Source organism: Streptomyces sp. NPDC050988, from assembly GCF_044456225.1.
Classification (GTDB): Bacteria; Actinomycetota; Actinomycetes; order Streptomycetales; family Streptomycetaceae; genus Streptomyces.
The window spans coordinates 546,647-568,782 of the sequence record NZ_JBITFQ010000001.1 but is presented as its reverse complement, the minus strand read 5'-3'; the positions used below and the strand labels follow the sequence as shown (position 1 = coordinate 568,782).

The following is a 22,136-nucleotide window of genomic DNA, read 5'->3' as shown; positions in this document are numbered from 1 at the left end:
CACCGCGTCCGAACGGCCTCTACTCAGACCCGAGCGGGCGTCAGGCGACCGGTAGCAGAGTGGTCCTGCACGCCCCGAGGGTGACCGACACATAAGGAGTGCGCGGTGACACCGGAGAAGACGAATCTCGATCAGGGCCCCAAGGAACGTACAGAGCAAGCAGGCCGGGCGGAGAAGCTCGGCAGTCTGGACGTCTGGGCCAGGTCCGCACCCATCCGCCTGGCGGGCTACGAGGACGACCTCGCCGAGCCCCACATCCTGCCCAGCGTGGACTGACCGCCCAGGTCCACGGCAGGATCCGCAGGACCCTCACGATCGCTGATCGGCATGGGCGTGCCAGACTCACGTCCATGCTGATCAGAGAAGCCGCGGCCGGTGACTGGCCGCGGATCTGGCCTTTCTGGCACCGCATCGTCGCCGCCGCCGAGACCTACGCCTGGGCCCCGGACACGTCCGAAGAGGACGCCCGCGCCCTGTGGATGGCCCCGGGCAAGCGCGTGTACGTCGCCGAGGACGCCACCGGAGCGGTGGTCGGCTCCGCCTACGTCACGCCCAACTACGGCGGCCCCGCCGACCGCATCGCCAACGCCGGCTTCATGGTCGACCCGGACCACTCGGGCCGGGGCATCGGGCGGGCCCTGGCCAACCACGTCCTCGAAACGGCCAAGGCCGACGGCTACCGGGCGATGGTCTTCAACGCCGTCGTCGAAACCAACCCCGCCGTCAACCTCTGGCTCTCCCTGGGCTTCACCATCGTGGGCACGATCCCGGACGCCTACGCCCACCCGACCAAGGGCAGCGTGGGCTTGCATGTGATGCACCGGGTCCTCTGACGGGTCAGGGCCCTACTTCGAGGATCGCGGGCGGCACACTTCTTACGAGGGTTACGGGCAACCCCCATCTTTTAGGGGCGCGGGGAACTGCGCGACCAGCCACAGCCGACCTACAACCCTTCCCCCAAATCCCCCAAATCCCCCGAACCCCCCAGCGGAGCCGTCCGCTTCCAAGGCCGCAGCTCCTCCAACTGCCCCGCCAACTCCAACAACACAGCCTCACTCCCGGGCCGCCCCACCAGCTGGACAGCCCCCGGCACCCCCGACGCCAGCGTCCCAAAAGGCACAGCCACAGCCGGCCACCCCGTCAGATTCCACGGCGGCGTCAACGGCGAATAGTTCGTGTTGACCAACACATTCCGCAGCCACCCCCGCCGGTGCCACTCCGCGGCGGCGGGCCCCCGCCGGGCAAGGGCAGGCGTGAGCAGCACCTCGTGCTCCGCGAAGAACGGCTCGAACCGCTCCCGCAACTGCTCCCGCCGCACCCCACCCCGCACCGACCCCACAAACCGTCGCCCCAGGGCCGCGTGCACCCGAGTCCGCCGAGCCAGCCGCCGCGGATCGAGCCCCTCCGCATCCACCGCCGTCCCCGCGGTCCAGTGCGCGAGCGAGGTCGTCCCCAGCCACACGGGATACGGCGGATCCGCCCGCCGGACCCGATGTCCCGCACCCGCCAGCAACTCGCCCGCCGCACGGGCCGCGTCGGCGTAGGGCCGGCTGACGGTAACCCCCACCAGGGGACTCCGCACGGAGACGGCGACCGTCCGGGTGACGGGCTCCCCGGCCCGTACGACGTCGGTCGCGGCCACCGCGGAGCCCTCCGCCGAACCCGCAGTCGTGGCCTCCGTCCCGGCCAGGACCGAGAACATCAGCCGCGCGTCCTCGACCGTCGTCGCGAGCGGCCCGTTCTCGGACATCCCGAACCAGTCACCGTGGCCGATGCCCGCCGGGACGACGCCGTGCCCCGGCTTCAGCCCGACCAGCCCACAGTTGGCGGCGGGTATGCGCAGCGACCCCATGCCGTCGTTGCCGAGCGCGATGGGCACCATGCCGGCGGCGACCGCGGCCGCGCTGCCGCCGGACGAGCCGCCCGCGGTGCGCGTGGTGTCCCACGGATTGCGGGCCGTGCCGTGCACGCCCTCCGTGGTGCCGAAGACGCAGAGTTCCGGGCAGTTCGTCAGCCCCACCACGACCGCGCCCGCCGCGCGCAGCCGCGCCACGGTGACATGGTCCTCGGCGGCCGGAGTGTCCGGGCTCGCGGCGGTGCCGTTGCGGGTGGACTCGCCGCGTACCGCCAGATTGTCCTTGACTGCAACCGGCACGCCCGCGAGGGGCAGTTCGGCCAGGTCGGCGCGGGCCGCCACCTCGTCCGCCTCGGCGAGCGCCGCCGTCGCGCGCAGCGTGCGGAAGGCACCCACGCGGGCGTCGAGCAGCTCGATCCGGGCGAGGTGCTCGGCCACCACCTCGCGGGGCGTGACCCGCTTCTCCCGTACGGCGGCGGCGATCTCGGCGGCGGTCCGGCCGGCCCAGCTGGTCACGGTGGCTCCTCGGGGGCGTGTGATTACCGGTGAGTACGAGCGAGTTACGAGGAGCACTGTGCCCCGGCGCGAGCCATCCCGTCGAGAGCCACCGCGCTTGGACATTCGCTCCGGTCCTCTTGGACTTTTCGCGCCGAGGCTGTCCCGCTGTTCGCGTGGAGTGGCAGGTCATCCGACCACTGGGTCAACTTGGCTGACTTCAGACCCCATTGACAGGCCCTGAAGCCAGCTCAATCATCACACCTCCGATGATTGGGAGGTGCCCGTGCGTACGGATGCCAGGAGTACGTATCCAAGACGGTCCCGGCTGGTCGGCGTGATGGCGGCGCTGCTGCTGCTCGTGGCCCCGGTCCCGGTGGCCCAGGCGGCAGGCGGGGACGAGAAGGCGGGCCCGGCGACCCCGGTCACCGTTCCCGCGCTGTCCGACTGGGCGCCGGAATCCGGACAGTACGTCTACGGGCGAGGCACGCGCCTCGTGGCGGACGGCAAGGCCGAGCGCCGCGTCGCCGACACCCTCGCCGACGACCTGCGCGCGGCGGGCCACGGCAGCGTCCCCGTCGTCGGCGGGGGAGCGCGTACGGGGGACATCGTTGTCGATGTCGCGCCCGAGCGGGCCGCGCTCGGCAAGGAGGGGCTCGGCAAGGAGGGGTACGAACTCCGCGCGGGCAAACGCCTGTCCGTGACGGGTGCCACCGAGACCGGCGCCTTCTACGGCACCCGGACCATTCTCCAACTCCTCGCCCAGGGTGACCGGTTGCCCGCCGGACGCACCGTCGACGTACCGCAGTACGAGGAGCGCGGCGTCGGCGTCTGCGCCTGCTACATCCACATCACGACGGCCTGGCTGGAGAACCTCGTACGCGACATGGCGTACAACAAGCTCAACCAACTGCTGCTCGAACTGAAGGTGAAGAGCGACGCGCACCCCGAGGCCAACACCTGGGGCTACTACACCAAGGACGAGATACGACGTCTCGTCTCCCTCGGCGAGAAGTACCACGTCACGATCATTCCGGAGATCAACTCCCCGGGGCACATGGACCCTTGGATCGAGAACCGCCCGGATCTCCAGCTCACCGATTCCGACGGCAACAAGCAGCCGTCCCGGCTCGACATCACGCGTCCTGAGGCCTTCGCCTACTACACGAGCCTGATGGACGAGTACGCGGAGGTCTTCAAGGCCGACTCGTGGCACATGGGCGCCGACGAGTACATGCTGGGCTCGGACTTCGCCAAGTACCCGCAGGTCCTGGAGTACGCCCGGGCGAAGTACGGTGCGAACGCCACCCCGCAGGACGCGTTCATCGACTTCGTCAACCGCGTCCACGCCTACGCGGCGGACAAGGGCAGGAAGCTGCGCATCTGGAACGACGGCCTCACTGGCGCCAACACCGTGCCCGTCACGGCCGGGACGACGGTCGAGCACTGGCTGAACGTGGCGATGAAGCCCAGCCAACTTCGCGCCCAGGGCTACCCGTTGATGAACGCGGCCTACGCCCTCTACCTGGTCCGCGGCGGCTTCCACTCGGACACCAAGGGCCTGTACGACCAGAGTTGGGACCCGCGCAGCTTCGAGGGCGAGAAGCTCGCCTCGCGCCAGGGCATCACCGGGGCGAAGATCAGCCTCTGGCCCGACAACGGTCGCGGCGAGACCGAGAACGAGGTCGCGGTCGACACGGATCCGGCACTGCGGCACGTCGCGCAGGCAACGTGGGGCAGCCCCCACCCGGACGCCACGTACGCGCAGTTCACCGCTCGCGCGGCGGCCGTGGGCCACGCGCCCGGATGGCGGGACCTCACCCGTGTGCCGGTCGCGGACGGGACGTACACCTTCCGCACGGGGAGCACGACCGTGACGGCCGAGGTGAAGCGCACCCCGGACGGCTACGCGACCTTGAAGACCGCGAACGGCTGCCTCGAAGTACGCGGCGGCAAGCTCACCCTCAACGTACCGCTCCAGCCCGGTGTCGAGGTGTCCCGGCAGACCTGTGACCCCGCGAATACCGTGCAGCGCTGGCAGTTGGCGCCCGTGCAGGACGGCTACCGGCTCGTCAACGCGATCACGCAGATGGCAGTGCACGTGACCGACGACGGTCGGCTGGCGCAGTTCCCGCCGGACCAACAACCGCCCACCGTATGGCGGTTGACCTCCGGATGACCCACAGAGCCGTAGCCCGTAAGCCCGTTGACCTGCCGACCTGAGGAGTCCGACCCGCATGCCAGTCTCCAGACGTCTCTTCGTCACGGCCGCCGCCGCTTTCGTCGCGTCCAGCGGTACGTCCCTGGCCCTCGCGTCCTCCGCCTTCGCATCCACAGCTGCTCCCGAAGAACCGTGGTACCGGATCCCCGTGAGCCCCGACGACACCCCGGAGGAACTGGTCCGCAAGGCCTCCCAAGTCCGGCCCACGGAACGGCAGATCGCCTGGCAGGCCCTCGAACGCACCGCCTTCCTGCACTTCGGCGTGAACACCTTCACCGGCCTCGAATGGGGCACCGGGGACGAGGACCCCGACGTCTTCCAGCCGACCGGCCTCGACACCGACCAGTGGGCCCGCGCCCTGCGCGACGGCGGCTTCAAGCTCGCCATCCTCACCGTCAAGCACCACGACGGCTTCGTGCTCTACCAGTCCCGCTACACCAACCACTCGGTGGCGTCGAGCAGTTGGCAGGGCGGCCAGGGTGATGTCCTGCGTTCGTTCGCCGACTCGATGCGGCGCCACGGTCTCAAGGTCGGCGTCTACATCTCACCGGCCGACGAGAACCAGTACCTGCACGGCGTGTACGCCAACGGCAGCGCCCGCTCCCAGCGCACCATCCCCACCCCGGTCCCGGGTGACGACCGCCCGGACGGGCCCACCTTCACTCTCCCGGCCACCGACTACGGCGCCCATATGCTCGACCAGCTCTACGAGGTCCTCACCGAGTACGGGCCCGTCGACGAGGTCTGGTTCGACGGTGCCCAGGGCCGGATCCCGCCGGACAAGGTCGAGAAGTACGACTGGGACAGCTGGTACACGCTGATCCGGACCCTCGTTCCGGACGCCACGGTCGCCGTGTCCGGACCCGACGTGCGCTGGGTCGGCAACGAGGGCGGGTTCGCCCGCGAGAACGAGTGGAGCGTCGTCCCCGTCCAGGAGAAGGACAACGGACGCATGGACTTCGCGCTCTCGTACGACGCGCCCGACATGGGCGGCCGGGACGCCCTGGTCGCCGCACAGCCCGTGGCCGACTACCTGCAGTGGTGGCCGGCCGAGGCCGACGTCTCCATCCGGGACGGCTGGTTCTACCACGCCGACCAACAGCCCAAGTCCGTACAGCAGTTGACGGACATCTACTTCGGCTCGGTGGGCCGCAACTCGGTACTTCTGCTCAACGTGCCCCCGGACAAACAGGGCCTCCTCCCGGCCGCCGACGTCACGCGCCTACGGGAGTTCCGCGAACGCATCGACCGCGAACTGCCCGAGGACCTGGCCCACGGCGCCCGGGTCACCACCTCCCCGGGCACGATCACGGTCGACCTCGGCCGCGCCCGCGAGGTGAACCGCATCCGCCTCGCCGAGGACATCCGGCACGGGCAACAGGTGGAGGGCTTCGTGGTCGAGGCCCAGTCCGGCGGTGTCTGGACACGGGTGGCCGAAGCGGGCACGCTCGGCGCGAGCCGCATCCTGCTCCTGCTGGCCCCCGTACGGGCCCGCCGATGGCGCATACGGGTAACGAGCTCACGCCGGACGCCACACCTGTCCAAGTTCGAGCTGCACCGCTCGCGCCTCTGACAGGGGTGCTGGGGTGGCCCCGCGCCCCTTCTAGGGGCGCGGGGAACTGCGCGACCAGCCCCCACCGGCCCGCAGAGACCACACCACGCCCACCGCCCCGCCCCCGCGGATAGGGGGTGGCCGCCGCCCAGCGACGACCACTCCAACACCCTCCCGCTCAAGCCCCGCAGGGCCCCGTACTCTCCCGAGAGATCAACCGCGGCACCGGCACCCGCACAGCCCGCGCCGGCCCCCCGTCCAGCAGCGAGGTCAGCTCCTTCGCGGCGATCCGCCCGAACTCCACCGTGTCCCGGGACAACGCCGACAGCCACGGCTTGACCATGCGGCACAGTGCCGAGTCCTCCCAGGCGACGACCGAGACGTCACCCGGCACGGAGAAGCCCAGCTCCGTCGCCGCGGCGACTCCGGCGACGGCCATCACGTCGTTGTCGTAGATGAGCGCGGTCGGCCGCGAACCGCCCTCCGCGACGCCGCCTTCCACAGCGCCACCCCCCTGAACCGCGCCCCCCTGAACCGCGCCCCCCAGAACCCCGCCTGCCAGAACCCGCCGTGTGACGGCGGCCCCCTCCGCGTCCGAGTAGTCCGTGGTCACCGAGCGCACCTCGGCGAGCCCGCGCCGATCGGCCTCGGCACGCAGCGTACGGATCCGGCGCTCGGTGTGCGCGAGGCCGGGCAGGCCCGCGATGTGCACGATCCGGCGGTGCCCGAGCGCGGACAGCTCGTCCACGACGGCGGCCATCGCGCCCGCGTCGTCCGCCCAGACGGTGGACAGACCCGGGTGCCGCGCGTCCGGCGCACCGCCGATGACCACCGCGGGCAGACCCAGTTCGTCCAGCAGGTCCGGGCGCGCGTCGTCCGTCCGGGGGTCGACGACCAGCACCCCGTCCACGCGGTGCTCCGCCCACCAGCGCCGGTACACCGCGCACTCGTCGTCGACGTCCTCGACCACCTGGAAGAGCAGGCCGAGATGACGCTCGGCCAGGACCTCCTGGATGCCGGAGATGAGCTGCAGGAAGAACGAGTCCACGCCCAAGGTGTCCGCGGGCCTGGCGAGGACGAGACCGACCGTCGCCGCGCCCTCTCCCGACAGCTGGCGTGCCGCCGTGCTGGGCCGCCAGCCCAGTTGCTCGGCGACCCGGCGCACCCGGTCGCGGGTGATCTCGGAGACCCCCGGCCGGTCGTTGAGCGCGAAAGAGACCGCGCTCTCGGAGACCCCGGCGCGCTGCGCGATGTCCTTCATCGTCGGCCGGCGCGCGGGAGACCGCTTGGCTGGCAACCTTGCTCCCCATTTCATGAAGCCTTGCTCAATGAAGCCCTGCTCAATGGGGCTCCGCACTAATGCGCTTGAGTCAGGTCACTCTAAAGCGCATTAGTGATCGGTTGCAAGAGGCGATCTGAAAGCCTATGACCTGGGCTGATATCCAGCTAATGAATTTAGCGAGGCGGAATCCATTGACTTCCCCACCGGGATGGATGCAAGGTCTGCCCGTCACCTCCGACCCACACCGTCGCAAAGGAGCCCGGTCACCGTGCGCATGCCTCGCAGAGCACTCGCCGCCGCTGTCGTCGCCCTAGCCCTGCCGCTCAGCGCCTGCGGCTCCGGAGGTGACGAGGGAGGTTCCACGGACGCCTCCGGCAAGGTCGAGGGCGACATCACCTTCCAGACCTGGAACCTGAGGGCCAACTTCAAGCCGTACTTCGAGGGCCTGATCGCCGACTTCGAGAAGAAGTACCCCGGCACGAAGGTGAAGTGGGTCGACCAGCCCGCCGAGGGTTACGCCGACAAGATCAGCGCGGACGCGGCCGGCGGCACCCTGCCCGACGTCGTGAACGTCTCGCCGGACCTCGTCGCCCCGCTCGCCAAGGCCGGCCTCGCGCTCGACCTCGACAAGTCCGCCGCGAAGTACAAGAAGGAGTACCTGCCGGGCGCCTGGGCGAGCCACGAGATACCGGGCATGGAGGGCACGTACGCCTTCCCCTGGTATCTGAACACCGGCCCGCTCTTCTACAACAAGTCGCTGTTCAAGGAGGCCGGCCTGGACGCGTCGAAGCCTCCGAAGACGTATGACGAACTCTTCGACGACGCACTGGAGTTGGCCGACAAGAGCGACGGCAAGGTCGCCACGCTCGCGAACGTGCCCACCGTCGAGGACTTCGGCCGCTACGGCGTCGAGCTGATGAACAAGGAGGGCACCGCCTTCGCGTTCAACGACGCCAAGGGGGTCGAACTCCTCACCAAGTACAAGGAGTTGTACGACGCCAAGGCGCTCGACTCGCAGGCGCTGACCGCGACCCCCGAGTCGTCCGGCAAGAAGTTCCTGACCGGGGCCGTCGCCATGAACCCGGGCAGCGCCCTGGACCTCGGCAACTTCAAGAAGCAGGCGCCGAACCTCTACAAGAACATCGGCATCACCGACCAGATCACCAGCACCGGCAAGGTCAACATGTATGTGATGGGCGTGATGGTCAACGCCCGGACCAAGCGGACGCCCGCCGCGGTCGCCTTCGCGCACTTCGTCACGGACGCGCAGAACCAGATGTCGTTCGCCAAGAAGGTCGCGATCTTCCCGAGTACCGCCGGTTCGCTGGACGACCCGTACTTCACGGAGGGGGACGGCACGGACGAGACCCGCGTCCGGATCGCCGCCGCCAAGTCCCTGAAGAACGCGGTCAATTACACGCCGGTCCTGTTCAGCGAACAGATGAAGACCGAGCTGCGGAACTCCGTCGCCAAGGCGCTCCAGGGCAAGGTGAGCCCCAAGGAAGCCCTCGACAACGCTGTCAAGGCGTGCGACCGGCTGCTCAAGCAGCAGGGCTGACAGACATGGCGAGTTCCTCCAGTACCGCGTCCTCCGGCGCAGCCCCTCACCGTGCCGCCTCTTCCGAGATCGCGCGGGTGCGGCGCCAACTGCCCACCAGCCCTTGGCTGTTCGCTGCCCCGGGGCTGCTGGTCGTCGGCATCTTCATCCTGTACCCCTTCGTCTCGACGCTGGTCAACGCTTTCACCGACCGCCGGACCCTGATCCCCGGCGAGTTCGTGGGCCTGGCCAACTTCCGGGAGCTGCTGCACGACGAGATGTTCTGGATCGGCCTGCGCAACAGCACGCTGTACGTCCTCGGGGTGGTCCCCGCGCTCGTCCTGCTGCCCCTGCTGCTCGCGCTCCTGGTCCAGAAGAACATCCCCGGCATCGCCTTCTTCCGGTCGGCCTTCTACACCCCGGTCGTCGCGTCGATCGTCGTGGTGGGACTCATCTGGGTGTGGCTGCTCGACGAACGCGGCCTGGTGAACTCGCTGTTGGAGACGATCGGCGTCGGCAGGGTCGGCTTCCTCAGCGACCAGTGGCTGCTCCTGCTGAGCGCCATGGCCGTCACGGTCTGGAAGGGCCTCGGCTACTACATGATCATTTATCTGGCCGCGCTCGCCAACGTGCCGCGCGAGCTGCACGAGGCCGCTGCGGTGGACGGCGCGGGCGCGATCCGCCGCTTCCTCACGGTCACCGTGCCCGCCGTCCGCTCCACCATGGTGCTGGTCGGCGCGCTCTCCTCGGTCGCCGCCTTCAAGGTGTTCTCCGAGGTCTACCTGATGGCCGGCCCGGACGGCGGCCCCGCGGGCGAGGACACCACGCTCGTGATGCTCGTGCAGCGCACCGGCACCGGCCTGACCGGCCGCGTCGGCTATGCCTCCGCCATCTCGGTCGTCGTCTTCGTCGTCACCGTCGCGCTGATGCTGCTCGTGCTGCGCGCCGACCGGAAGGAGGACGCGTGAGCATCGCCGAGAAGGTGCGCGAGGAACCGACCGTCGCCGAGGCGGCGCCCCGCCGCAAGCGCGTCACCGACGAGCACGGCCGGAGCGTCCGGGTGTGGGAACTCGCCCTGCGCTACCTGCTGTTGATCGCCGTCCTCGCGCTCACCGTCGGCCCGTTCGTGTGGCAGCTGTCCACCTCGCTGAAGGGCCCGACCGAGGACATCTTCAGCTCGCCGCCCAGGTTCCTGCCGAGCGAACCGACCCTGCACAACTACGACCGGGTGGCCCAGACCATCCCCGTATGGGACTACGCGTTCAACTCGCTGAAGGTCGCCACCGCCAACGTCGTGACGAACTGCGTCGGTTCGGCGCTCGCGGGCTACGCGCTCGCCCGGCTGCGCTACCGCGGCCGCAAGGTGACCACGCTCGTGTTCATCCTCGCGATGCTCGTGCCCGTGGAAGGCATCATCATCGCCCAGTTCACGACGATGCGTGAGCTCGGTCTGAACAACACCCTCGTCGGGGTCGTCCTGCCCGGCTGCATCGGCGCGATGAACGTCCTGCTGATGCGCAACGCGTTCCTCAACCTTCCCTACGAGATCGAGGAGGCGGCCTACGTGGACGGGGCGAACGTCTGGCAGCGGTTCCTACGGATCGCCCTGCCCTCGGTGAAGGGCACCCTCGCCGTCGTCGCGATCTTCGCCTTCATGGGCGCCTGGGACGACTTCCTGTGGCCGCTCATCGTGCTCAGCGACCCGGACAAGTTCACCCTGACCATCGGCCTCAACTACCTTCACGGCACCTTCGCCAACGACGAACGGCTCGTCGCCGCGGGCACGATCATCGCCGTGGCACCGCTGATCGCCCTCTTCGCCTGCCTCCAGCGGTACTTCTTCCGCGGTGTCGGTGAGGGCGCGGTGAAGGGCTGAGCCCCCGGCAACCACGGGCTCGTCCGCCCACACCACCGCGAGCTCAGCCGCCCACACCGACCTCAGGCCGAGCCGCCTACACCGACCCCGGGCTGAGCCGCCCGCAAGTCCCCCACACCCCCACGTACGCACCCCAGAACCAGGACTCCCGCATGCCGCCTTCTGTCGTGCGCTTCGGCGTCAACTACACCCCGAGTGAAGGGTGGTTCCACCACTGGCTGGACTTCGACCTCGACTCCGTACGGGCCGACCTCGACTCCATCGCCGCACTCGGCCTGGACCACATCCGGGTCTTCCCGATCTGGCCCTACTTCCAGCCGAACCGTTCGCTGATCCGCCCGCGGGCCGTCGAGCAGCTCGTCGACCTCGCGGACGCGGCCGCCGATCGCGGACTCGACGTCAACGTCGACGGCCTGCAAGGGCACGTGTCCAGCTTCGACTTCCTGCCCGCGTGGACACAGACCTGGCACCGGCGGAATCTGTTCACCGATCCCGATGTCGTCGAGGGGCAGGCGGAGTACCTGCGGACCCTCGCGGCGGCCCTCGCCGACCGGCCCAACTTCATCGGCATGACCGTCGGCAACGAGGTCAACCAGTTCTCGGCCGGCCCCCATCCAGACCCCGACCGTGCGGAGCCCGCCCAGATCGACGCCTGGCTGGAGCGGATGCTCACCGCCTGTGAGAAGGGCGCGCCGGGCAAACTGCATCTGCACGCGGAGTACGACGCGGCCTGGTACCAGGACGACATGCCGTTCACCCCGGCTCAGGCCGCCCGGCGCGGCGCGGTGACCGCCGTGCACTCGTGGGTCTTCAACGGCACGGCCCAGCGGCACGGACGTACCGGAGTCGCGACCGAACACCACGCCGCCTATCTGATCGAGTTGTCCAAGGCCTGGGCCGACGACCCGTCCCGCCCGGTCTGGCTCCAGGAGGTCGGCGCCCCGGCACCGCTGGTCCCCGCCGAACACGCCGCCGCCTTCACCGAGGCGACCGTCGCGAACGCGCTCGACTGCACCGACCTGTGGGGCATCACCTGGTGGTGCTCCCACGACGTGTCCCGCGACCTGGCCGACTTTCCCGAACTCGAATACGGGCTGGGCCTGTTGACCAACGACCGCCGCCCCAAGGACAGTGCACGGGCACTCGCGCGCATGGCCGGCTCGGCGCGCGAGCGCACCTACGCCCCCAAGACCCGCACCACCGCGCTCGTCGTCCCCGACAACCCCGCCGACCGCTCGCTCTGCGCGCCCGGCGGACCCGTCTTCGAGGCGTTCTTCCGGCTCACCGCCGACGGCGCCCGCCCGGCCACCGTGCTCGCCTCACGCGCGGACGACGAGGAACACCTCGCCGCCCGCGGCATCACCGACGTCGTCACTCCCGAACAGGTTCCGTAGTCCCCCACAAGAACTCCCACAAGGAGGCACTTGCTCGTGAACCCCACCAGACGCACCGTCCTGCTCGCCGCCGGCACCGGAGCCGTGGCAGCCCTGCTCCCGGCCTCACCCGCCACCGCCGGGCCGGAGGCCGCTGCCGCACTCCAGCCGTACGCGTCCTACTGGTACCCGGACTCGTTCCCCTCGGGTACCCCCGGCGCCGGCATCACCTGGCGCAGCCTGAAGGCATGGAGCGCCGCCGACGACACCGACCTGGCGTTCAACGCGGCGTCCGTGCCGCTCGCCGCCCGCTTCACCCCGACACCGGCGAACACGACGGCCCGCTCGGGCCAGGCCCGGATCCAGTCCCTTGTCTCCTTCGGCCCGACCGCGAGCAACCCCTCGCAGGGCGCGGCCAACGCCGACTACTACGCCCTCACTCACTGGTCGTACGTGGACGAGCTGGTCTTCTGGGGCGGCTCCTCCGGCGAGGGCCTGATCCTGGCCCCGAACGCGCCGATCGTGGACGCCGCCCACCGGCACGGTGTGCCCGTCCTCGGCAACATCTTCCTGCCGCCCGTCGCGTACGGCGGTCAGCTCCAGTGGACCCGCGACCTTGTGCAGAAGGACGCGGCCGGGCACTATCCGCTGGCCTCGCAACTCGTCGCGGTCGCCGAGGCGTACGGGTTCGACGGCTGGTTCGTCAACGCCGAGACCAGTGGCGGGAACGCCGCCCTCGCCACCGACATGCTCGGCTTCCTCACCGAGCTCAAGTCGCTCAGCGCGGCGAAGGGGCTGCGCGTCACCTGGTACGACTCCATGACCGTGAGCGGCTCGGTGAGCTGGCAGGGCGCCCTCAACAACCAGAACAGGGTGTTCTTCCAGGCCGCCGACTCGATGTTCGTCGACTTCCGCTGGTCGTCGAGCACTCTGGCCTCCTCGGGCACCACGGCCCAGCAACTCGGCCGCAGCCGCTACGAGTTGTGGGCGGGCGTCGATGTGGAGGCCAGCGGCTGGAACCGCTCCGTGAACTGGGACGCGATGGTGCCCAGCGGCTCGTCGCACGTCGTCTCGGTGGGCTTCTACCGGCCCGAGTGGACCCGCAACCACCTGCCCGCCGGGCGTACCCCTGGCGACTTCCACGCCGCCGACGACCGCTTCTGGACCGGACGGTCGCTGGATCCGGCGAAGCCCGACGCCACCGACACCTGGCGGGCGCCCGCCGTATCAGTCGCCGACCGCTCCACGGTGACCTCGACCCCCTTCGCGAGCACCTTCAACACCGGGCACGGACTGCGCTGGTACGAGGACGGCAAGGTCACGTCGACAGCCGCCTGGAACCACCTCGGCCTCCAGGACCGGCTGCCGTCCCGGCGCTGGGTGGTGCGCACGACCGGCGCGCGCCCCGCCGTCACCTTCGACTTCGCCGACGCCTGGCGCGGCGGCAGCAGCGTCCTGGTCGCCGGCGCCCTGGACGCGCCCGCCACCCTCGACCTGTACGCGACCAGGCTCCCCCTCGGCGAGGACACGGTCGTCGAACTGACCCACCGTGCCGAATCGGGGAGCGTGACGGTCGAGCTGGCCGTGGCCACCGCAGAGGCGTCGGGCGCGGGCCAGCCGTACGCGTACACGTACTACCCGGTCACCGTGGGCAGCGGCTGGGGGACCTCGACCGTACGGCTGACCGGTCTGCCGGCGGGCGGCACGGTCCACGGCCTCGGTGTCCGGCTCACCGGGTCCGGCGGCGCGGTGAAGTGGCGGCTCGGAGGTATAGCCGTACGGAACCAGGCCGCCCAGAGCCCCTCCGTCCCGGCCGACCTGGCCATCACCGGCGCCTCGGGAGGCGACCTGCGCTTCGCGTGGCGGGCCGTCCCCGGCGACGTACGCCACTACACGCTGCACCGGGTCCTGCCCGACGGCACCCGGCGGTTCCTCGGCGGCACCGCCCAGCGGGCCTTCTTCGTCGGCGGATTGACACCCGAGGGCGGTGAGTCCACGGCGAGGTTCGAACTGCGGGCCGTGGGGGAGCTTTACACCGCGTCGGCCCCCGCTACCGTCACACACACCTGGTGACCGCCGACCAGGTGGTCACCATCGAAAGCCGGTGTTGACCACCGACACCGAGCAGCGACCCGCACAACGGAGTTACGGAGCACCTCACATGCATGACGACCGCAGCCTGGTCGAAGCCCGCCTCAAGCGTGTGCTCGACGAGCGCATACGACCCGCCGTGTACCCCGAGTCGGTACCCCTGGAAGTGGCGGTGTGGCACGCGCCCGGCGAGCCCGTGCCGGTCGACGAAGGGCTGTCCGCCCCGGTCGAACCGATCGAGGCGGGCGCGCGGTGGGGTGCTCCGTGGGGCACCAGCTGGTTCCGGGTGACCGGGACCGTGCCCCAGGAATGGGCCGGGAAGACCGTCGAGGCGATCCTCGACCTCGGCTTCGACGAGAACATGCCCGGCTTCCAGTGCGAGGGCCTCGTCTACCGGCCCGACGGCACCCCGGTGAAGGGCCTGAACCCGCGCAATCAGTGGGTACGGATCGGCGCTCCCGTCGAGGGTGGCGAGGAGGTGCGGCTGCACGTCGAGGCCGCGTCCAACCCCGTCATCCTCGACTACCACCCCTTCCTGCCCACGCAGTTGGGCGACAAGGAGACGGCGGGCAGTGAACCGCAGTACAAGCTGGAGCGGATGGATCTCGCCGTCCTCGACGAGACGGTGTGGCAGCTGGTCATCGACCTTGAGGTGCTCGGCGAGCTGATGGCCGAGCTGCCGGTGGAGTCCGCCCGCCGCTGGGACATCCTCCGGGCGGTGGAGAAGGCTCTCGACGCCGTCGACCTGCAGAACGTGGGCGACACGGCGGCCGCGGCCCGCACGCACCTCGAAGGAGTGCTGTCCGCCCCCGCCGTCCCCTCCGCCCACCGCATCAGCGCCATCGGCCACGCCCACATCGACTCGGCGTGGCTGTGGCCGCTGCGCGAGACCGTACGCAAGGTCGCCCGGACCACCTCCAACATGACGGCCCTGCTGGAGGACGAGCCGGACTTCGTCTTCGCCATGTCGCAGGCCCAGCAGTGGGCCTGGGTGAAGGAGCACCGGCCCGAGGTGTGGGCCCGGGTCAAGAAGGCGGTGGCCGACGGGCGGTTCGTGCCGGCCGGTGGCATGTGGGTCGAGTCGGACACGAACATGCCGGGTTCGGAGGCGATGGCCCGTCAGTTCGTGCACGGCAAACGGTTCTTCCTCGACGAGTTCGGCGTCGAGAACGAGGAGGCGTGGCTGCCCGACACCTTCGGCTTCGCCGCCGGACTGCCCCAGATCATCAAGGCGGCCGGTTCCAAGTGGCTGCTCACGCAGAAGATCTCGTGGTCCCAGACCAACAAGTTCCCGCACCACACCTTCCAGTGGGAGGGCATCGACGGCACGCGGATCTTCACGCACTTCCCGCCCGTGGACACGTACAACTGCTCCATGAAGGGCAGCGAGATCGCCCACGCGGCGAAGAACTTCAAGGACAAGGGAGCCGCCCGGCACTCCCTCGCGCCGACCGGCTGGGGCGACGGAGGCGGTGGCACGACCCGCGAGATGGTCGCCAAGGCGGCCCGGCTCCGGGACCTCGAAGGCTCGGCGACCGTGGTCTGGGAGACCCCGGAGAAGTTCTTCGAGAAGGCGGAGGCCGAGTACCCCAACGCCCCTGTCTGGGTCGGTGAGTTGTACCTGGAGCTGCACCGCGCCACGCTCACCAGCCAGGCCAAGACCAAGCAGGGCAACCGCCGCAGCGAACACCTCCTGCGCGAGGCCGAGTTGTGGGCGGCGACCGCGGCCGTCCGGACCAAATTCACTTACCCGTACGAGGAGTTGGACCGACTCTGGAAGACGGTGCTGCTCCACCAGTTCCACGACATCCTGCCCGGCTCGTCCATCGCGTGGGTGCACCGCGAGGCCCGTAAGACGTACGAGGCGGTCGCCGAGGAACTGAACGGCATCATCGGCGCCGCCCAGCGCGCGCTGGCCGGTGAGGGGACGACCGCCCTCGCCTTCAACTCGGCGCCCCACATACGCGACGGGGTGCCCGCCGGCGGAGCGCGGACCCCGGCTGTCGGCGGCGAGTGCACGCTCGTGCCGCGCACGGACGGCGGCTATGTGATCGAGAACGGACGGCTGCGGATCGAGATCGACGAGCGCGGACTCGTGGTCTCCGCGTTCGACCTCGCCGCGGACCGCGAGACCCTCGCGCCCGGCAAGGCGGCCAACCTGCTCCAGATCCACCCCGACTTCCCCAACATGTGGGACGCCTGGGACGTCGACGAGTTCTACCGGAACACGGTCACCGACCTGGTCGACGCCGACGAGGTCACCCCCGGTGACGACGGCGTCTCCGTCCGGATCGTACGGACCTTCGGGGCGTCGAAGGTCACGCAGGTGCTGTCGCTCGCGCCGGGGGAGTGGCGGCTCGACATCGACACCGAGGTCGACTGGCACGAGACGGAGAAGTTCCTGAAGCTGGCGTTCCCGCTCGACGTGCACGCCGAGCGGTACGCGTCCGAGACGCAGTTCGGGCACTTCTTCCGGCCGACGCACACCAACACGTCCTGGGAGGCCGCCAAGTTCGAGGCCTGCAACCACCGGTTCGTCCACATGGAGGAGCCCGGCTGGGGCGTCGCGGTCGTCAACGACTCGACGTACGGCCATGACGTGACGCGTGCGGTGCGCGACGACGGTGGTACGACCACCACGGTCCGCGTCTCGCTGCTGCGCGCCCCGCGCTTCCCCGACCCCGAGACCGACCAGGGCGTCCACCGCTTCCGGCACGCGCTGGTGCCCGGTGCCGCGATCGGCGACGCGGTGCGCGAGGGCTGGCGGATCAACCTGCCCGAGCGGAAGGTCGTGGGCGGGGCCTCGGAGGTCGCGCCCCTGGTGGCCGTCGCCCAGGACGCGGTCGTGGTCACCGCGGTGAAGCTCGCCGACGACGGCAGCGGTGATGTGATCGTCCGCTTCCACGAGTCGCGCGGCGGCCGCAGCCGGGCCACCCTCACGGCGGGCTTCGAGGTCGAGTCCGTCACGGTGACGGACCTGCTGGAACGGCCCCTGGCCGACGCGGTCGCGCCGGAGCGGGACGGCAGCCGACTCACGCTGAAACTCCGCCCGTTCGAGCTGGTGACGCTGAGGCTGAAGCGGGTCTGAGGTTCCTTTTGGGCTGAGGGTGTGCTGCGGGTGCGCTGTGGTTGCTCGCGCAGTTCCCCGCGCCCCTAAAGGCGAAAGACCGGGGTGCGGCCCCGTCCCCGTAAGGGGCGCGGGGAACTGCGCGACAAGCCCCCACCGGCCCGCAGATGCCCCCGACCCAGTGTCGGACCTGGTTCCAGCCCTACGGCTGGAGCTGGGTCCGAAGCCACTGCTCAACCTCACCCACATGCGCGGCCGCAGCCGCTCGCGCGGCCTCAGGATCGCGGGCGACAAGCGCACGGTGGATCGCCGCATGCTCCCGCCGGGTCCGCTCGAACGCCCCCTCCTCCTGGTACCCGCGCCACACCCGGGCGCGAAACGTACGCGAGGAGAGCCCCTCCAGGATCGCCGCCATCGTGTCGTTGCCCGCGGCGACCCCGATGGCTCGGTGGAACGCCAGGTCGTGGGAGAGGATCTCCTCCGGGTCGTCCGTCGCGTTCATGGCCGTCAAGTGCTTCTCGACCTCGGCCAGTTGGTCGGCGGTGATCCGTGCGGCGGCGAGCGCGGTCGCCGTCGACTCCAGGATGCGCCGCACTTCGAGAAGCTCGACCAGCCCCGGGCCTCGGGAGAGGTCCGCGACCACACCGAAGGTCTCCAGCAGATCCCCGGCCTCCAGCTGCGTGACGTAGATCCCGGACCCGTGCCGGGCCTCCAGGACGCCCAGGACCGTGAGGGCCCGGATCGCCTCGCGCATCGAGCTGCGCGAGATGCCCAGCTGGGACGCCAGATCCCGCTCGGTCGGCAGCCGTGCGCCCGGCTCCAGACGGCCCTCGCCGATCATCGCCTTGATCTGGTCGATGGCGCGCTGCGTCACGGTCCCCTTCTGCGGAGCCGTCGTCGTCCCCTCGGGCAGGCTCTCGTCCACGCCATGTCCTCCTGTTGCCGGGTGCGCCGCAGTCTAACCACTCAGGTGGTCGGACCACTACGTATGAAAACCAGGGAAAAATGCGGTCCAGGGGTGTTGTCAGGGGGAAGTGGTCTGATAAATATGCGTGGCACCTGCTCGATCACGCTCAACGAGGAGCCGATAGATGGCCGGCAGAACAGTGCGGTACCGGAACGGTCGAAACACCTCACGGGCGATACGTGCGACGGCCGTTGCCGCCTGCGCCACGCTCGTACTCGCGGCATGCGGCAGCACCAAGGACAACGTGGCCTCCAAGGGGGACGGCGGAGGCGACGGCAGCGGCAAGGTCGGCGTGATCCTGCCCCTGCTGACCTCGCCGTTCTGGCAGTCGTACAACGACTACGTGCCCAAGATGGCGAAGACCGAGGACGTCGACGCCCTCAAGACCGTGAACTCCAACAGCGACCCGTCGCAGCAGATCACGGACATCAACAACCAGCTCAACCAGGGCGTGAAGGGCCTCGTCGTGGCCCCCCTGGACAGCGCCGCGATCTCCGCCGGGCTCGACCAGGCCGAGCGCAAGGGCGTGCCCGTGGTCGCCGTGGACGTGGCGCCCGAGAAGGGCAAGGTCGCGATGGTCGTACGCGCCAACAACGTCGCGTACGGGGAGAAGGCCTGCGAGTACCTCGGCAAGCAGATCCCCTCCGGCAAGGTCGTACAGATCATGGGCGACCTGGCCTCGGTCAACGGCCGGGACCGCTCCGAGGCCTTCCGGGCCTGCGTCAAGGAGAAGTTCCCCAAGCTGAAGGTCCTGGAGATCCCCGCGAAGTGGGAGTCCGACACTGCGGCCTCGAAGCTGGACACGCTCCTCAACGCCAACCCCGACATCAAGGGCATCTACATGCAGGCGGGCGGCGTCTACCTCGCGCCCACGCTGCAGACCCTGAAGTCCAAGGGGCTGCTGAAGACAGTCGGCCAGAAGGGCCACATCGCGATCGTCTCGAACGACGGCATCCCGCAGGAGTACGACGCCATCCGCAAGGGCCAGATCGACGCCACCGTCTCGCAGCCGGCCGACCTCTACGCCAAGTACGGGATGTACTACATCAAGGCGGCGATGGAGGGGAAGACCTTCAAGCCGGGCCCGACCGACCACGACTCCGAGATCGTCAAGCTGCCCAGCGGCATCCTGGAGGACCAGCTGCCCGCGCCGCTGGTGACCAAGGAGAACGTCGACGACCCCGAGCTGTGGGGCAACACGGTCAAATGAGCACACCACTCGTTGAGGCGCGGGGCATAGCCAAGCGGTACGGCCCCACGGTCGCCCTCGCCGACGGACAGCTGACCGTGCACGCGGGCGAGTCCCATGCCCTCGTCGGCCGCAACGGCGCGGGCAAGTCCACCCTCGTCACCGTACTCACCGGCCTCCAGGCCCCCGACGAGGGCACGGTCAGCTTCGACGGCGAGCCCGCGCCCGCCCTCACCGACCGGGACGCCTGGCGGCGCAAGGTGGCCTGCGTCTACCAGAAGCCCACCGTGGTCCCCGAGTTGACGGTCGCCGAGAACCTCTTCATCAACCGGCAGCCGCAGGGCCGCGGCGGCTTCATCAGCTGGCGGCGCCTGAAGACCGAGGCCGCCGAGGTCCTCGACACCTGGGACGTCCACGTCGACCCGGACGCGCGGACCGCCGACCTCAAGGTCGAGGACCGCCAAATGGTGGAGATCGCCCGGGCGTTGAGCTTCGGCGCCCGGTTCATCGTCCTCGACGAACCGACCGCCCAGCTCGACAACCGGGAGATCGAGCGCCTCTTCACCCGCATGCGCGCGCTCCAGGAATCCGGGGTCACGTTCCTGTTCATCTCGCACCACCTCCAGGAGGTGTACGAGGTGTGCCAGACCGTGACGGTCCTGCGCGACGCCCGCTGGATCACCACGGCCCCGGTCGCCGAGCTGCCGCGGGCGGCCCTGGTCGAGGCCATGGCGGGGGAGTCCATCGCCGCCGTGGAGGAGAAGGCATCCCGCGGCGACGTGGACGCGGGCGCGCCCGTCGTCCTCGAAGCACACGGGCTCACCTCGGAGTCGTACGAGAGCATCGACCTCACCGTCCGCGGTGGTGAGGTCGTCGGCCTCGCCGGATCCAGCGGCAGCGGCAAGATCGAGCTGGCCGAGTCCTTCGCGGGACTGCACACGCCGACCGGCGGCACGGCCCAACTGGAGGGCAGGCAGCTGCCGTTCGGCGATGTGACGGCCGCCCTGCGCGCCGGTGTCGGCTGCGTACCGCGTGACCGGCACGGGCAGGGACTCGTCTTCGGCATGACTGTCGGAGACAACGCCACCATGAGTGTCCTGGACCGCCTCGGCCGGTACGGGTTCGTCGGCACCGACCGCAGGCGGGGCTTCGCCGGCGAGCTGATCGACCGCCTCGACATCCACACCGAGGGGCCCGACCAGCCCGTGTCCGACCTCTCCGGAGGCAACGCGCAGAAGGTCGTCATGGCCCGGGCCCTCGCCTCCGATCCCCGGCTGCTGGTGCTGATCAACCCCACGGCGGGCGTCGACGTGAAGTCCAAGGAGTCCCTGCTCTCCCGCATGGACTCGGCCCGTGACGACGGCACCGCCGTCCTCGTCGTCTCCGACGAACTCGACGACCTGCGCCGCTGCGACCGCGTCCTCGTCCTCTTCCACGGCCGCGTCGCCGCCGAGCACCCGGCGGGCTGGCGCGACCACGAGCTGATCGCCTCCATCGAAGGAGTGGACCACCATGGCTGACACGAAGGCCGCGTCGGCCTCGGCCTCCACCCCCCTACGGCCACTCAAGAGCAAGGCCGACGCCAAGGCCGTACTCCTGCGCAGGGCACGCGAACTCGCCCTCGTACCGGCCCTGTTGCTGCTGCTCGTCCTCGGTGCGTTCGTCAACGACGCGTTCCTCACCGAGCAGAACATCATCTCCATCCTGGGCGCCTCGGCCGCCCTCGCGATGGTGGTCCTCGCCGAGTCGCTCGTGCTCATCACCGGCAAGTTCGACCTGTCGCTGGAGTCCGTCGTCGGCATCGCGCCCGCCGTCGGCGCGCTGTTGCTGCTGCCCGCCGCACAGTCGGGCTGGGGCACCGAACTGCCCGCCGGAGTCGCCCTGCTCGCGATCCTCGTGGTGGGCGCGATCATCGGCGGCTTCAACGGCATCCTCGTGGTGAAGCTCAAGCTCAACGCGTTCATCGTGACGCTGGCGATGCTGATCATCCTGCGCGGTCTGCTGGTCGGCGCGACCGAGGGCAAGACGCTGTTCGGGATGCCCGACGCCTTCTACACCTTGGCCACCACCACCTTCCTGACCGTGCCGATCTCGGTGTGGCTGGCGGCGGCGTCGTTCGGCGTCGCCGGGTTCTTCCTCAAGTACCACCGCCTGGGGCGTGCCCTGTACGCGATCGGCGGCAACGCGGACGCGGCACGCGCGGCCGGCATCCGGGTCGAGCGCGTGATGCTCGGCGTGTTCGTCGTCGCCGGGACGCTCGCCGCGGTGGGCGGTCTGATGCAGACCGGCTATGTCGGCGCGATCAACGCCAACCAGGGTCAGAACATGATCTTCACGGTGTTCGCTGCCGCGGTCATCGGCGGTATCAGCCTCGACGGGGGCAAGGGCACGATGTTCGGCGCCCTTACGGGCGTCCTGCTTCTTGGGGTGGTCCAGAACTTGCTCACTCTTGCCCAGGTTCCGTCCTTCTGGATCCAGGCCATTTACGGGGGAATCATCCTGGTTGCCCTGATGATCGCCCGTGTTACCACCGGCCGTGCGCAGGACTAGGTGTGGTGTGCACCGCGGGTCCGTTGTGGCTGAGCGCGCAGTTCCCCGCGCCCCTTGAGGGGCGCGCCCTGGTGCACCGGG

Annotated in this window: 16 protein-coding genes; 13 read left to right on the top strand and 3 right to left on the bottom strand. The window is 69.8% G+C overall.

Going from position 1 to position 22,136, the window contains the following annotated elements; genetic code table 11:
* Positions 1-105 precede the first annotated feature (105 nt).
* On the top strand, positions 106-276 hold the full coding sequence (locus ACIBEI_RS02500; protein ID WP_398884250.1) for a hypothetical protein: 171 nt from the start codon (positions 106-108) through the stop codon (positions 274-276).
* A gap of 74 nt (positions 277-350) precedes the next feature.
* Positions 351-833: a GNAT family N-acetyltransferase gene (locus ACIBEI_RS02495; RefSeq protein ID WP_398884248.1), complete on the top strand. Its 483-nt coding sequence runs from the start codon at positions 351-353 to the stop codon at positions 831-833.
* A 110-nt stretch (positions 834-943) separates the two neighbouring features.
* Here ACIBEI_RS02495 and ACIBEI_RS02490 read toward each other — a convergent pair whose 3' ends face one another.
* Positions 944-2,371, bottom strand: coding sequence for an amidase (locus tag ACIBEI_RS02490; protein WP_398884246.1), 1,428 nt, complete (start codon positions 2,369-2,371; stop codon positions 944-946).
* 319 nt (positions 2,372-2,690) lie between these two features.
* Here ACIBEI_RS02490 and ACIBEI_RS02485 point away from each other — a divergent pair, with 319 nt between their 5' ends.
* Positions 2,691-4,529: a family 20 glycosylhydrolase gene (locus ACIBEI_RS02485; protein ID WP_398885079.1), complete on the top strand. Its 1,839-nt coding sequence runs from the start codon at positions 2,691-2,693 to the stop codon at positions 4,527-4,529.
* A gap of 58 nt (positions 4,530-4,587) precedes the next feature.
* On the top strand, positions 4,588-6,144 hold the full coding sequence (locus ACIBEI_RS02480) for an alpha-L-fucosidase (RefSeq protein ID WP_398884244.1): 1,557 nt from the start codon (positions 4,588-4,590) through the stop codon (positions 6,142-6,144).
* A gap of 157 nt (positions 6,145-6,301) precedes the next feature.
* Here ACIBEI_RS02480 and ACIBEI_RS02475 read toward each other — a convergent pair whose 3' ends face one another.
* Positions 6,302-7,420: a LacI family DNA-binding transcriptional regulator gene (locus ACIBEI_RS02475; protein WP_398884243.1), complete on the bottom strand. Its 1,119-nt coding sequence runs from the start codon at positions 7,418-7,420 to the stop codon at positions 6,302-6,304.
* Positions 7,421-7,679: 259 nt separating this feature from the next.
* Here ACIBEI_RS02475 and ACIBEI_RS02470 point away from each other — a divergent pair, with 259 nt between their 5' ends.
* The 6 genes from ACIBEI_RS02470 (at position 7,680) to ACIBEI_RS02445 (ending at position 17,370) form a co-directional block, all read left to right on the top strand.
* Positions 7,680-8,963 (top strand): ABC transporter substrate-binding protein, encoded by a 1,284-nt coding sequence (locus ACIBEI_RS02470; RefSeq protein ID WP_398884241.1) that lies wholly within the window; start codon positions 7,680-7,682, stop codon positions 8,961-8,963.
* A 5-nt stretch (positions 8,964-8,968) separates the two neighbouring features.
* Complete coding sequence (locus tag ACIBEI_RS02465) at positions 8,969-9,910, top strand: carbohydrate ABC transporter permease (RefSeq protein ID WP_398884240.1); 942 nt, start codon at positions 8,969-8,971, stop codon at positions 9,908-9,910.
* Positions 9,907-10,818, top strand: a complete 912-nt coding sequence (locus ACIBEI_RS02460; protein ID WP_398884238.1) for a carbohydrate ABC transporter permease — start codon at positions 9,907-9,909, stop codon at positions 10,816-10,818. Before ACIBEI_RS02465 ends, ACIBEI_RS02460 begins: the two co-directional genes overlap by 4 nt.
* Positions 10,819-10,985: 167 nt before the next feature.
* Positions 10,986-12,212, top strand: coding sequence for a glycosyl hydrolase (locus ACIBEI_RS02455; protein WP_398885077.1), 1,227 nt, complete (start codon positions 10,986-10,988; stop codon positions 12,210-12,212).
* Between the two features lie 36 nt (positions 12,213-12,248).
* Complete coding sequence (locus ACIBEI_RS02450; protein ID WP_398884236.1) at positions 12,249-14,264, top strand: endo-beta-N-acetylglucosaminidase; 2,016 nt, start codon at positions 12,249-12,251, stop codon at positions 14,262-14,264.
* An 88-nt stretch (positions 14,265-14,352) separates the two neighbouring features.
* On the top strand, positions 14,353-17,370 hold the full coding sequence (locus ACIBEI_RS02445) for an alpha-mannosidase (protein ID WP_398884234.1): 3,018 nt from the start codon (positions 14,353-14,355) through the stop codon (positions 17,368-17,370).
* 181 nt (positions 17,371-17,551) lie between these two features.
* Here the strand turns inward: ACIBEI_RS02445 and ACIBEI_RS02440 are convergent, their stop codons facing one another.
* Positions 17,552-18,274, bottom strand: coding sequence for a FadR/GntR family transcriptional regulator (locus tag ACIBEI_RS02440; RefSeq protein ID WP_398884232.1), 723 nt, complete (start codon positions 18,272-18,274; stop codon positions 17,552-17,554).
* A gap of 166 nt (positions 18,275-18,440) precedes the next feature.
* Between ACIBEI_RS02440 and ACIBEI_RS02435 the strand changes: the two genes are divergently transcribed.
* The 3 genes from ACIBEI_RS02435 to ACIBEI_RS02425 are packed head-to-tail and all read left to right on the top strand — an operon-like array spanning position 18,441 to position 22,055.
* The gene (locus ACIBEI_RS02435; protein WP_398884230.1) at positions 18,441-19,526 is read left to right on the top strand and encodes a sugar ABC transporter substrate-binding protein; all 1,086 of its coding nucleotides are present in this window, start codon (positions 18,441-18,443) and stop codon (positions 19,524-19,526) included.
* Positions 19,523-21,025 (top strand): sugar ABC transporter ATP-binding protein, encoded by a 1,503-nt coding sequence (locus ACIBEI_RS02430; RefSeq protein ID WP_398884228.1) that lies wholly within the window; start codon positions 19,523-19,525, stop codon positions 21,023-21,025. Before ACIBEI_RS02435 ends, ACIBEI_RS02430 begins: the two co-directional genes overlap by 4 nt.
* The gene (locus ACIBEI_RS02425; RefSeq protein WP_398884226.1) at positions 21,018-22,055 is read left to right on the top strand and encodes an ABC transporter permease; all 1,038 of its coding nucleotides are present in this window, start codon (positions 21,018-21,020) and stop codon (positions 22,053-22,055) included. Before ACIBEI_RS02430 ends, ACIBEI_RS02425 begins: the two co-directional genes overlap by 8 nt.
* Positions 22,056-22,136 lie beyond the last annotated feature (81 nt).